Genomic DNA, 12,919 nt, shown 5'->3' with positions numbered 1-12,919 from the left:
AGAAAGCTTGCAGTGAGCTGATGCTGGGATTACAATTCAGCCCATGGGTTTACGGCTCTTATTACCTGAAATGCCATTGTACATGTCTTTGTCTGTAAGCGTGATATGTCTGGTGCTTGCTCTCTACCTGGCTACACGTATATCACGAAAGTGTTACCTCTCGCTGACACTGCTTTCAGCAAGCACTCTTATGTATGTAGTAGCAGAGATTTTCCTCGCTATAATATTAGAAAATGGCAACACCGGTATGTACGAGCAGATATTTATTTTTCAGAAACTGATTTCGGCGGTAAATATCTTTTTCTTACTGTTATTTGTGAGCGACGTACTGAGTCCTGATTCGCGGCAGCGCACAATCAGTAAATTCTGCTTAAGCACATCTGGACTATTACTTGGAATTATCGTAATCGGGACATTAACACAAAGCAATCTTCTGTGGTCTTCAGGCGAGACAGGGATCCTCTGGCAGCTTGACCGCTTCCTGGTTATTCTTGCAAGTACCTCTGCCTTGTTTCTGCTTGCAATGGAGTTATCCAGTTCACATCGATGGGCTTTTATCGGTCTGATACTCACAGGGATCGCAGGTATAGTTGCTGCTTATATATCAGATAGTTTAACTGGCCTGAGTCTTTCTGTTGAGCTATATGGAGTTGTACGTATGCTGCCTGTCGCACTTACAATTCTGGTTTTTTTCAGCGCAGCAGCTGTGATACTTGAGTTTATCCGAAAGGATATAGAGCTTAACAAGACCCAGGAACGATTAAGCTTCCTTGTTTACCATGATGAACTGACAGGACTCCTGAACAGACAGGCACTCAATGGAAGGCTCGAAAGAGCTGTGTCTATTACCAGGAGATCAGAAAGCGATCAATGCTGTGGCCTGCTTATTATCGATCTTGACCACTTCAAGCGTATTAATGACGGTATCGGTCATGATGTCGGCGACGGTATCCTGAAGGCCTTTGCCGAAAGAATCAAAAGCAGAATTCGTACTACGGATTCGTTTTTCCGTACCGGAGGTGACGAGTTTGCAGTAATTCTGCATAACCTGAAGCAGGCAATTGATGCAGCGGTAGTTGCAGAGAAAATACTTGCATCCATGGAGGAGCCCTTCGTCATTAAAAAGGATCCCCTGTATTTAGGTTGTACCATTGGCATCAGCATATACCCCAAGGATGCAGATACCGCTGATGAACTCATGATCCGGGCGGACAGCGCCCTTTCAGAGGCAAAAAGTGAGCGCAGTGTATACCGCTTCTATACCCGACAGATGCAGCTTACAGCAATCCGCAGAATGAAAATCCTGAGAAATTTGCGTCAGGCCATGAAGGAACAGGAATTTCATCTCGTCTATCAGCCGCAGATTTCCCCAGATGGCCATATTATAGGAGCTGAAGCACTGCTTCGATGGAACAACCAGGAACTGGGCAGCATAAGTCCTGTAGAGTTTATTCCCATTGCAGAAGAATCCAATACTATAATTCCCATCGGTAATTGGGTAATTGAACAGGCTTGTGCGGCTTCACGTTACTGGTCTCACCTGGGACTTCCCGAATTTCCGGTCGCAGTGAATCTCTCTGCCAAACAGCTCAGATCGGAGGACCTGGTTCCTCACATACACACATGCCTGCAGCGTTATGAGTTGAACCCCTCAAGACTGCACATAGAAATAACAGAAAGCAGCGTGCTGGATAATCCAGAAGCAGCTATTGCCATACTGCATCGCATACATTCCCTGGGAATCTCTATTGCAATAGATGATTTCGGTACGGGATTTTCAAGTCTCAGCTACCTTAAAGAACTACCCGTTGATTATGTAAAAATAGATCGCAGTTTCTTCCTGGAGCTTCCTGATGACTCCAAGAGTGCATCACTTGTTCTCGGGATAATATCGATGGTCGGGGGTCTCGGTATGAAGTTGATTGCCGAAGGTGTTGAATCAGCAGGCCAGGTCAGTTTTCTGCATGCAAACGCACCGATCTGCATTCAAGGATATTTCTACAGTAAGCCTCTTCAGGCTGAGGACTTTATTCTGTTTGTCAAGAATCATGCAGAACCGGTAGGAAACAGATATTACACTGCAAATTGAGTGAATCCAAGCATAAACATCTGGGCCGCCAGGGCAGAAAGAATAAGCCCGGTAATCTTGCTTAGAATTATGATACCGGATTTTCCAAGCATTTTCTCTATCCACGGAGATACGAACAACATGAGTCCTACCAGAGATGCTGCCAGCCAGAATGCAGTTAGAGTAATTAATGCCTCACGGGTTGTAGTATATTCACTTGCCAGAACCATAAGGTAACCTATGGTTGCAGGCCCGACTGTTATTGGAATTGAGAGCGGAACGACTGATATTGATTGACGATCAAGCCCTCGGGTTCTGGAACTGTCACCGCCCTGCACCAGACTTATTGCCGAAAGCATCAATAGAATACCTGTTCCCATTCGAAAGGAATGCAGATTAATACCAAAAAGCTCGAAAATATAATTCCCGAGCAGAAAAATAGTGGTGCCTACAATCATTGTTCCAATCATAACCTCTATAGCCAGCTTCCTTCGCTGACCGGCAATGTAATCCTGTGTCATAGCCAGAAAAGTAGAAAGTACAAAAAATGGAGTCAGAAGAAAAAACATGCTGATTGCAGTGCTGATAAACATGCATTCCTTTTACACTTGAATCTATTGTATTTCAAGACGTATAGTAGCTGCGGAGTAAAGAAATGAATGGGGAATTCCATTACTACTGGATATATATACTTGCTATTGAAGCCGGATTCTCTGCCGAATCATCTGAAATCCTTGCGATTGCATCTCAGTATCCAGATGAAAATCTGCAGCAAATCCGGGTGATAACAGAACAGAATGTCTATAAAAGCATAAGCACCCACCATTTCGGATTCTGGAATGAGCACGCACACCGGGAAATACTGGCTCCCTTTCACTTTGTACCTGGAGATTCTAAAAAAGCCACACAGGTTCGGATTGACGGAAAACCGGCTCCCATGACGGTTACTCCTCACTCTCCCCTTGCAAAGAAAATGTTCATTGAGGCCTTGAAAACACGCAACCTCTACCGCATCGGTATCGCACTGCATGCCTATGCCGATACATGGGCACATCAGAACTTCAGCGCCTTCCGACATTCAGCCAATCAGCTACCGGAAGGCTCTGTTCTGCCAGCTATTGGACATGCCCAGTATCGACTGCTGCCTGATATTCTTGACAAAACCTGGGAGGACAAGCGCTTGATTGAACCTGAGCGCAGAATATCAAATCGATCGCGCTTTTTTGAAGCTGCCGAAATGATCTACCGTTACCTCTGTACATATAACAAGAATGACTGGGAAAGATGGCCACTGGTTAGAAGTACAATCGAAGAAATAATCGGAGCGGCAGGAAGAGAAAAACCAGTTGAAGAGCGTTTGCTGGATTACCGGATAGCCTATGACATAGCACCTAGTCAAAGGCATGGATGGAGAAATGAAGCCATGCAGTTAGATAACCCTATGAACGACAAAACCGAAGCTCTTCAGGAAAAAATCCGGTGGTTCGGAACAGAGATACAGGTCGCGGCCGGTAAGCAAAAACTGGTGCAGGCAAAGGCAGCGCCGGGATTCTACAAATCACACTGGTTTAAATGGAATGAGGCGGCTAAAGCGCACCGATCAGTAGTACTGGAAATGATAAAAAGCTCCTGAGTTAATTATTTTCTGGATAAAAGCAGCTCGGAATACGGACGACTTTCGTAATTCTCCGGCGTGATTCCGAAGTCAGAGGCAGCAATCTGTAACGCTGTTCTCTGCCTCTCTACCTCTGAATCGTCACTGCACTCCCCGGTCCATTCTATTTCCAGATACCAACCAAGATCTTGAATTTCACTGAATTCAAGCAGCATTCCCTTGTATCGATATGCTTTCCCGGTTTTAACTTTGCTGTAGTGTACCTCAAGCTCGAGATCCCTGCATAACTGAAAAAAGAATTCAGGTCTATCAACCTTGCTTTCATCCTCAATACTTGTTTCGATACCATCAATAATTTCCTTGGTCTTGCGTGTAAGCAGACCGCTTCCATCATTGAGCACTCTAATACGAATATCCGGAGCATCCTGAATTCTGAAGTACAGATCCTCTTTGCGGTAGGAATGAAGAAATTCGGCTTTGGTTTCAAGGAGCATATTCAGATGCTCAGGCCTATCTATTCTGGCTTTTAATTCGATTTCCAGCATAGAGCAAGCGTAAACAATGCGTAGCATAAAAACAATAGTTAATTTTACCTTGTGTGAAAATCAAACTGCGACTATGATCAGTATTATGAGTACAGTAGTCACAATCCCTGTAGTGTTTGTCTCCGGACTTCTAGGGGCCGGTAAGAGCACGACAATTGCTTCATTACTTGATTCCAGAAAACATGGATCAGTTGGTGTAGCAGTGCAGGATTTAGCAGATTCCAATATTGATCTGGGGCTCCTTCAGGGAGGTGAAACCCTGGATGCTGTTCCACAGCCATGGATAGAACCAGTAACCGATTCTGTATACAAAGCCCTGAAAAAATTGACTGACAGACAGCATTTTGATGCAATTATCGTCGAGAGTAGCGGTGCGTATCCGTTAAGTACAGTAATTGCAGACAGCAGAATCCATGAAATCAAAGGACTTCGATATGCAGGCAGTATAACGATTCTTGATGCCGGACACATGCTTTCGATTGAAGAAAGTGATCATCTCACACCCGGAATCTGCGAGACTCTCTGCTCATCTGATCTGCTGCTATTAAACAAGATCGATCGTGTTCCGATCATGAAGCGAAGCGGAATGCAGGCGCATGCCAGACGGTTAATCCGCGACTGCGGTTCGGATGCACCTATACGCGCGACAAGATACGGAAGAATTTCTCTGAACGAACTGCTGCAGTCTATGCCGCATATACCGAAAATCAACCCGGCCCAGGTAAAAGCTTCTGAAATCCCTGCACTGAAACATGCTGTGTTTCACGATAGAAAACCATTTAATTCAGAGAAAATTTATAACTGGCTTCAGGAGATTACTGAAAACCCTCCCCCTGGACTTATACGCGCCAAAGGCTTTTTCTACATAGATACTCTTCCTGAATATATTCTGGTTTTTGATGTCGTAGAAAAGCATATTGAAATTGGCATAGAAGGCATCTGGTGGCATAGTCTTCCAGAGGATAAGAGACCAGCAGATCCAGTGATTGAGGAAATAATATCTGCAGGCGGTGAATTCGGTGATCGTAAACAGGAACTGGTATTTATAGGCGAAAACCTTGATACCGCGGCTATCTTCAGTGAACTCAAAACTCTACTGACTGACAGCTTCGCTGATCCCGTAGTGAATGACCCGATGCACGAGGCCCTCAGAAAACAACTTATACAATTAAAAAGTAAAAAAAAGCGGCTCAAATGAGCCGCTTTTTTTTTATACTAAGCGCGGTATAATGGATCCAGTCCGATTGTCCCCTGAATGGAATCAAGAAAGTCAGAACTGCTTACCCGGGCAAGATGTTGCTCGGCCAACCTGATTCTTTCATGAATCTTCAGTCTGTACACCTCGTCTTCATGGCGCTCACGTTTCAGAAAATCCTTGAGATATGCAATATGTTTGTTATACATGTCTACACGGGATTTCTGCTGCAGCTCCAGTCTATTCTGATACCAGTCAGAAGAAATAACGTAATCACGATCAAAAAGTCTACGGATCTCAGGATCATGTTCATCTTTACCTTCGTAGCTGCCGGTTGCCATAATATAGAGCAAAGCCTTGAGCGGTGGTATAGCAGCCTCTACAGAACCGTCATCGAGAAAGCTTTGTGCTACTTTCTGCTGTGCTTCAACTATATTAGCAATACCATCTACATAATCATCAAGATTCTGCAACTCGGGTTTCAACATTTCTTCACTGAAAACGGTCTCCGGGTGATCAAAAATACGACCAAGATACGCATTACAGAAATCCTGTGTGATTCTATAGCCGAGCCGTGAGGCAGGAACCTTCTTGCCCTTATGCTCAAAATCACTAATTGCTTCCATGTACCCGAGTGAGATAAGACGTTTCGGGTCAAGTTCATCGGGAGTCATTCGGCACCAGATTTCCGGTATCAGCAAGCTGATGTCATGGTCTACCTTGAACTTGTGGCCGATGTAACCGGCGGCCGTTGTAAAGGCATTGTACCCAGTCAGGATATAGCTAAGTAGAGCATTGTTAAGATCACTTGTTGGAACCAGGGCATTGAAAGGGCCCTTTGTCAGAGGACCTTCAGATCCTGCTCCCGTTGTAGAGGGACTCTTTCCGGTCAAGCTGGCTACAAAATCCATAAACAGCTCAGGTAGTTCCTGAAAATGTATGGGGTTATACACTGCCAGCGGACGGATTCCAGCTTTATGATCAACGGGATTATTCCTCCTGCCTGGCAGTACTGCGTTTACTGGATGATGTACTGGTTTATTGTAGGGCACGAGACGAGCAAGTCGTACAGAAACATCTGCCAGATAGCGATCCCGAGGACGGACAAGATTAGGGTTCATCTGCAGATAGCGTGGATTCTTGGTTGGCAAACCATCAACGATTCTAGGGTGACTGCTGGCAACAAAGTATCGATCATCCTTCTCGGATGCAGCTTTTTTGATAAACTTCTGCATTGGTGAGGTATAATCTGTGAACGTAACAGCATTTTCGACCATATCCCTGGCTTCTGATGACTTCAATGGAGCGAAATTACAGATGAAGTTTCCATTACGGGACATATCATATTCTGTCTGCTTGTCATAACCGCGATGTATAGCATCATCAGGTCTCTGAAAAAGTCGGTATTCACAATTCTCAACGAATTTGACGCTTTGATTTGTAAATATCGGATTAAGATGTTCAATCTGATTTGCAGGCACCACAATAGACGCAGAAATATCATCCTCCCACTGCACCTTATCTGCCGGCATACAGTCCTGTCGAAGTTTAAAGGTCCAACCGCTGCCGTCTTCCCTGCTTCCTATACGCAGGTAGCTACCCTGTAGCTTGCGGCCTGCATAGCGTATCTCATGTCCTGGCACACCGTTGATTGTGTCTACACTGAAATGACTTTTCCAGTCATCACCCCAGCTCTGGCGGTAAAAGCGTTTGACCAGAAAAACGAGTGCAGTAATGTTATTCGGGATAGTTGCAATAAATTGATTGTATTCATCACTCCAGGCTGAAGATGGACTTAAAAGATTGATTACAAAACCAAGACTGATTGACGGATCCAGTAGACCATTGGGTTTTGACAATACCTTCTCAGCATTGGGGAACCTTGGAAAGGCTTCAGGAGGCAAAGAACCAAGATCCGTCTCGGGATCGAATCGCTTGGTGTAATCATAATTGAATATCTTTTCCACCTGCTCCATATCTGAATCGAAATCGGCTATAAACATGGGTCCAAACTGGATAGCATCCCATATAGATTTGGAAATTTCAGATTTCCCTCCACCACTGACAGTGCAGGGTTTATGACACAGTGCTCCTTCTGCATCAGTACCCACCAGCCTCCAGGAAGGAGTAGCCGGGTGTTTCTCAAGACGGACCTTATACCCGCTTGGGTGCAGATATACATGCCCTGCAAGGACCCTCAGACGCTGTTCCTTGCCTTTATGCTTCCAGACAGCCTCCTGGCTATCCAGATATATCCTTGCATCCTCTGGCAGGTAAAACACGCCTGGATAGTGTTTATCCTGTGCATATCCCTCAGGAAAAACGTCTATATTGTCACCCATTACCCGAACTACATCCTTGAACCTCTGACCATTAGTCTTGGTCAAACTATCCGGCAGGAAACGGACACCGAGATTGTAGCTTGCGAAGGCCAGTGCTCCCCCGGCATGTTCTTCTTCATACATGCCGCTGAGATTTGCAGAATAGCTTATCTGAGCCTTAACTTCCTTTTTGGAGTACCCAAAATAGTTATCGGCGATAATTGTAACAATTACCCCTCGATCATCCCGGCTTGTAATCTTGAAAGGTTGTCCCCCGTTATAGAGCTCATCCGGCTTTTCCCAGCACATACCATCACGTTTCTGTCGTTCATTGGCGTCCTTGATATGAGGCAGACCCAGTTCTTTCTTGGTCATCTTAAGCAGATGAGGCGCCAGAACCGCCATACCGGTATGACCGGTCCAGTGCTCTGGATCAATTCCGGAATCATTTTCAGGGAGATACGGATCCCCTGCATTCCCGAAAATGGATTCAACAAAATCAAGATTACTGACAAGGTTGCCAGGTGCGATAAATCTTACCTCCATATATTTCCGGTTGGAATAACCCGAAACTTCAGGACTTACCATTGGCTTAAGCAGCAGTGAAACAAGCGTCCGCGCACAATTGTCCTGATTGGAAGTAAATGGAAGTTCCATCAGGTCATGTGGAGGATCAAAAGCTTTATGCAGAAGTCTACCGTAAGCCTCAAGTGGAACAGATTTTTTATCGGGAGGAACAGGTAGTCCACCTTCTGCAACATGGAACGAACCTTTTGTAGTTCGTCGGTCATGTTTAGGATTATGAAGAACGCCCTGTTTCACTCGATAACTTTCTACTATATCTGTAATATATTCATCTTTATCGGGCGGCAATGAAAGTGTGCGCGCAATTCCATAACGATCGAGGATGACAGTCTGCGTTGGAATCGTCGGTTTTTCCGACAAAACCCCATCAAGAAGATCATCAAGGTATGCCTGAATTCGGGCATCGACAGGGCATTGATAACCTGCAAGAAGTCGATTTTTTTCAATATAGTGTTCAATGAGGTCATGAGCTATTTCAAGATCCTGCGACTGTATCGCCTCGGCCACAGGAAGGCCAAGAGACGCAAGTTTCAGGTTGATATAGCGCTCTATTCGTGCACGCTCCTCAGGCTCAGCAATATTCTTGTCCAGTCCGGTATCGAGTTGAGTCTTTACCATTTTTTCTCCTTTTTTTTGAAAGAAATGCACCGCGTGCATAATTATGCATTTTAATTGTATGTCATTGCGTTTTCATTGGTCAAGCTGATTCAAGGAAATGAATCATAGCGTGTAACTTCTAAACGTGTCGGAAAAATTACGAAAAAAAAGCTGCCCGATAGGGGGCAGCCCCAAAATAACAAGCTTTGAAAGGAAGATTACGCCAGGATATTTATGGAGTTCCCCAGATGCTGAGCATCTGATGGCTGTAAGGCGGCACCTTCCAACAGTTTCTCGAGACCATCAGCATGAAGCTCTGCATGATCCATTGCCATACGTTGAACCTGCATGCCAGCCTGTTCCTGAACCCTCGCCTGGTGGAGAGCTGTTGATGCTTCTGCAATATTCATACTGCCTCCTGATCTTTAGTATACTATAAATCTTACAGATCTGCAAATTCCTGCGCCTCAGCGCTCCAGGTCTTAGCGCATGCTCGTCACGTTCGATTCCGAGCTATATAAAAAAAGCCCAGGGCATAAATGCTCTGGGCTTATAAGCGTCCGATCAGAATCGAACTGACATCACCAGCTTGGAAGGCTGGGAATTAGGTTTACAGTTTCATACACCTTTTAACACTAATTATAGATGCAGTATAGATTTATTGCAATACCGCCTAACACGTTTTTACAGGTTTCGCGACACTTTTACACCTCTTGTGTCGCAGTTTGCGACACTATTTGCGACACTTGAACATCACCAGCCTATATATATAGTGATGCAGGTTTGATCTAACCACTATCACCAGCCCAGTGTATGCGGCAATTTATACTCATAATTGAGACAAACCACCATATATGGGGGTGTCTACTGAACACGCCCCATGTAAATAGTGTTTTTTTCGGTTTTCTTTGGTTTTACACTTGCACTATACAGATTTTTACTGTATACTAAAGTAGACACCAAATTAAGGAGAAGATTATGAGAAATGATTTTCTAAGTGTTGGCCAGTTGGCTGACTCGCTGGGTGTTCAAGCCAGTACAGTGTACGGCTGGACACATCGCAAGCAGGTACCTTTTTATAAGGTAAACGGAAAAACATTGTTGTTCAAGCAGTCTGAAATAAATGACTGGATTGAATCGCAGAAGGTAGAACCACAAGGAGCTAAACATGACTGAGCAAAAAAAAGCCCCGGGGGCAACCGGGGTTTACGAAGAAAAAGACGAGCGGCTAAACTCGATAGGTAGTAGTATACACCATAATGCAGCGCCAATCAATAGCGTGAAAGTAGATGGTATCCACATTGACCAAAGCGCAGAACTGGCTGCCGATATTGCAATACTGCCCAATGATATTACCGCCGAGCAGCTTATGAAATATCTGCCAGAAGTAGACCCCGACCGAACCATACCAAAGCACTTTTTTGACCCAGTAAAGATTGGTGGTCAGATCATACGAGGGGCTTGGCCGCACCGCCCTATTGATGATCCGGCAGATTATGATAAATCATATATCTATGAGTACAGAACCGCAAAAGGTGTCAGCATAAATGAAACGATAAACCAGATATATGATGGTAGTTGCGCGCTTGCTGATTTTGTACCTGAACCAATGCCAGAGCAGCCAAAGGCTATACCAGCGCACAGGGGGCTAATCTTTTTTAAGGTTGGCGAACCTAACGAAAAAAGCCATACAGCGGCGATCCATTGCGACCGTGAAAGCGGTTATGCTGGTTGGATCCAAACTGAAAAAGGGGCGTATGATTATGACTACCCTTTACAGGTGGTTGATTGGTTATTGTACAGTAGCACCGTACCGGAAGCCGGTACAATCGTTGAACGTCCAGAAGATGATAAAACGGACGACGACTATACTTATGATTATGTAATCAATAAACCTGAACATGAACAAACCGGCGACACCTACACCATCACCCTGCATGAATACGAAGTACACGCGATACCGGCCACCGGCTGGGTGGTATGTCGACCAATGGACACCACCGACAATCCCGAATTGCTGGAACGCATGAAAGCCGAAGCCCGCGACCGAGCGCGCATTGAATATGAGCCTATACGCCTGCAGCGTGAAATACACGAAAAGATAGAGCAGGCAAAGCAGCGGGCAAGCGGTGCAAAGATTGTTCACTTTATGGATGGTATGAAACTGCATATTGATGAATTGATAGAGGATACACTTTCCGCAAGATCGGAGTGTGTTATATTCGCCGATCAATTTGAAGGTAAAACTCATGCAGTGGTATCTATGACCTTTGCTATTGCTGCAGGGCTGCCGTTCAACGGCAAGCCTACCCAAAAGGGCGCGGTGCTGGCAGTTGTACCAGAAGATGATGCAGGCTACCGGCGGCGTATATATGCAAACTGTATTCACCACGGCATCGACCCTGCAGATCTTGTTTATCATGTACTGCCTGGCGCTACTGAAATAACAAACGAAAAACAAGTTGAGAAGTTAATACTCGACACCATTAGCAATATGCCGGAGCCGCCCAAGGTGATTGTAATAGATACCGTTGCAAGGGCGCTTGGATCGGCTGATCCTAATAGCCAAATGGGATTATATGTTAGGGGTGTTGAAGCTATTAAGCGCGTTGTCGGTTGTACCGTGGTTAGTATCCACCATACCGGCCATGCCGACAAAGGCCGCGAGCGTGGCGGCAGTGAGTTGAAAGCGGCTGCCGATCATAGGTTTAGTGTGAGTATGGCAAAGAATGGTGTTTGTACCATGACTAACCTAAAGAACAAAGCACGCGGCACCCAGGGTGATACTATCAATATGAAATTCACCAAGGTGCTGATTGGTGAAGATGAAAAAGGCAAAGAGCTTTTTGAATCCGTGCTTGTGCCTACTGACGAACAGCCAGAGGGTAAAAAGCTGCCAAAACCAAAGGCAGACGGGCAGAGATTGCTTGATATACTCAATGAATCGGCTGCAGAAAAAACAGGGGCGTTGTCCGATCATATCATCCGTGGTGCAACACCAACCACCAAGGAAAAACTAATCCAGCTATGGATTGATAAAGGTTACCCACGGCCAAAGTATTACAATGGCCATGATGATCTATTCAAAAAAGGGTACATTGCAGAGGTTGAGGGCGGTTTCATCCTAAGCGACTACGAACAGCCACCAACGGTACAAAACACACCAGAGGTGGAGGAACTGGAAATATTCTAAGGTTGTACCGGTTGTACCGGCTTGTACCGGTACAGATTTATCACTGGTACAGAGTTTGTACCGATGTACCGGTTGTACCCCCCTCTATAGAGGGGGTACAAGGTACAGGTACCGAGTACAGTACAAGGAACAAATTAAGGAGATTATTATGAAAACATTACGGGAATTATTAGATGCAGACGATGGTAAAGATTTTTGGGATACGGTTATTGAGGCCGTTAATAATGGTGAGCTGCCTACACCAGTAGGCTGGAAAACGATCCATATTGGCGATGAGCATGTTATGATTGATTGTCCTAATCCATTGTTTCAAACACCAGCAAAAAAAGACTAAAACAGCTTACACCAGCATCATACGCTGGTGTTTATGATTGCTAAGTCTATAGCCTGTCATTATATATGACGGGCTTTTTTGTCATTTGTCGCGGTTAGTGTCGCAGATGGGTAATTTTCACCATATGGTGGTAATACCAATACTATTGGGGTTAGACTTTACCCCCGTTTTGGTGAAAAGTCTTGCGGTCATTTTGTCCGTAGCGGAACGCCGTTCCGTGGTCGCGGAATGTATTTCCGTAACATACACGTATTATGCACAGGGGTCTGCATAATATGCAGAGCCTGCTTGTATTATTGTTACAGGCAGATGCTATATGCAGTAGATACACCATGCCGAACTATATTCACCAGCTGCCGAACCGTGTTCGCCTGGACGCAATAAATGCGCTTACTAACGCAGATTTTGCGCCTATGACATTTTGTCGGTGGTCAGCGACATTTTGTCGCCAAGGTCACTATTAATG

General features: G+C 45.1%; 10 protein-coding genes and 1 tRNA gene. 6 read left to right on the top strand and 5 right to left on the bottom strand.

Going from position 1 to position 12,919, the window contains the following annotated elements; genetic code table 11:
- Window positions 1-43: 43 nt before the first annotated feature.
- On the top strand, window positions 44-2,089 hold the full coding sequence (locus ACYQ2L_RS05905; protein ID WP_460052483.1) for a putative bifunctional diguanylate cyclase/phosphodiesterase: 2,046 nt from the start codon (window positions 44-46) through the stop codon (window positions 2,087-2,089).
- On the opposite strand, the gene ACYQ2L_RS05900 is transcribed toward ACYQ2L_RS05905, so the two are convergent.
- A complete protein-coding gene (locus tag ACYQ2L_RS05900) occupies window positions 2,074-2,661 on the bottom strand; it encodes a MarC family protein (RefSeq protein ID WP_460052479.1) in 588 nt (195 codons plus the stop codon). The genes ACYQ2L_RS05905 and ACYQ2L_RS05900 overlap by 16 nt on opposite strands.
- Window positions 2,662-2,723: 62 nt before the next feature.
- Here ACYQ2L_RS05900 and ACYQ2L_RS05895 point away from each other — a divergent pair, with 62 nt between their 5' ends.
- A complete protein-coding gene (locus ACYQ2L_RS05895) occupies window positions 2,724-3,701 on the top strand; it encodes a DUF6765 family protein (RefSeq protein WP_460052476.1) in 978 nt (325 codons plus the stop codon).
- A gap of 5 nt (window positions 3,702-3,706) precedes the next feature.
- On the opposite strand, the gene cyaB is transcribed toward ACYQ2L_RS05895, so the two are convergent.
- Complete coding sequence (gene cyaB / locus ACYQ2L_RS05890) at window positions 3,707-4,228, bottom strand: class IV adenylate cyclase (RefSeq protein ID WP_460052473.1); 522 nt, start codon at window positions 4,226-4,228, stop codon at window positions 3,707-3,709.
- 85 nt (window positions 4,229-4,313) lie between these two features.
- Between cyaB and ACYQ2L_RS05885 the strand changes: the two genes are divergently transcribed.
- Complete coding sequence (locus ACYQ2L_RS05885; protein ID WP_460052470.1) at window positions 4,314-5,426, top strand: CobW family GTP-binding protein; 1,113 nt, start codon at window positions 4,314-4,316, stop codon at window positions 5,424-5,426.
- 17 nt (window positions 5,427-5,443) lie between these two features.
- Here ACYQ2L_RS05885 and ACYQ2L_RS05880 read toward each other — a convergent pair whose 3' ends face one another.
- The 3 genes from ACYQ2L_RS05880 to ACYQ2L_RS05870 form a co-directional block, all read right to left on the bottom strand.
- Window positions 5,444-8,947 carry a PPi-type phosphoenolpyruvate carboxykinase family protein gene (locus ACYQ2L_RS05880; protein WP_460052467.1) on the bottom strand — a complete coding sequence of 1,168 codons (3,504 nt, stop codon included), beginning with the start codon at window positions 8,945-8,947 and terminating at the stop codon, window positions 5,444-5,446.
- 197 nt (window positions 8,948-9,144) lie between these two features.
- Window positions 9,145-9,336 carry a YjfB family protein gene (locus ACYQ2L_RS05875; protein ID WP_460052464.1) on the bottom strand — a complete coding sequence of 64 codons (192 nt, stop codon included), beginning with the start codon at window positions 9,334-9,336 and terminating at the stop codon, window positions 9,145-9,147.
- Between the two features lie 145 nt (window positions 9,337-9,481).
- Window positions 9,482-9,575, bottom strand: a tRNA-Gly gene (locus ACYQ2L_RS05870).
- 329 nt (window positions 9,576-9,904) lie between these two features.
- Here ACYQ2L_RS05870 and ACYQ2L_RS05865 point away from each other — a divergent pair.
- From ACYQ2L_RS05865 to ACYQ2L_RS05855, 3 genes are all read left to right on the top strand, one after another.
- A complete protein-coding gene (locus ACYQ2L_RS05865) occupies window positions 9,905-10,102 on the top strand; it encodes a helix-turn-helix domain-containing protein (protein WP_460052459.1) in 198 nt (65 codons plus the stop codon).
- Window positions 10,095-12,119 (top strand): AAA family ATPase, encoded by a 2,025-nt coding sequence (locus ACYQ2L_RS05860; RefSeq protein WP_460052456.1) that lies wholly within the window; start codon window positions 10,095-10,097, stop codon window positions 12,117-12,119. The genes ACYQ2L_RS05865 and ACYQ2L_RS05860 overlap by 8 nt, the downstream gene beginning before the upstream one ends.
- 148 nt (window positions 12,120-12,267) lie before the next feature.
- Window positions 12,268-12,453: a hypothetical protein gene (locus tag ACYQ2L_RS05855; RefSeq protein WP_460052451.1), complete on the top strand. Its 186-nt coding sequence runs from the start codon at window positions 12,268-12,270 to the stop codon at window positions 12,451-12,453.
- The last annotated feature ends 466 nt before the right edge of the window (window positions 12,454-12,919 follow it).

Source organism: Spirochaeta dissipatitropha, assembly GCF_054657935.1.
The sequence above is the reverse complement of the archived record's forward strand: the minus strand, read 5'-3'. Positions and strand labels throughout refer to the sequence as shown.